At 73.6% G+C, this 250-nt stretch carries 1 pseudogene; it reads right to left on the bottom strand.

The features are described from left to right. Nucleotides 1–250, bottom strand: a pseudogene (locus SB771_RS36000) (DNA polymerase Y family protein); the annotation flags it as partial.

Raw genomic sequence — 250 nt, 5'->3', positions numbered from 1 at the left:
AACGACGGCGGCATTTCGAGCCACTCGTAGGCGGCCGGCGCGGTGCCGGCGACCTGGTCGAGCCAGTCGAGCAGCTGCGTGCCGCAGCGCTTCTTCAGCCCGGCGCGAGGCAAGCGCTGCAGATCGGCCAGCGTTTCGCAACCGAGATCCTCAAACCAGTTCGCGTAGCGCCGCGCGTCCGGCGCGACGACGAGCGGCACGCGCGCGAGCGCGCGGCGCAGCGATCGGGCGGACAGCGCGAGGCCGCCGC

Origin of the sequence: Burkholderia sp. SIMBA_051, from assembly GCF_046534915.1 — a bacterium.
Lineage (GTDB): Bacteria > Pseudomonadota > Gammaproteobacteria > Burkholderiales > Burkholderiaceae > Burkholderia > Burkholderia ambifaria.
The sequence above is the reverse complement of the archived record's forward strand: the minus strand, read 5'-3'. Positions and strand labels throughout refer to the sequence as shown.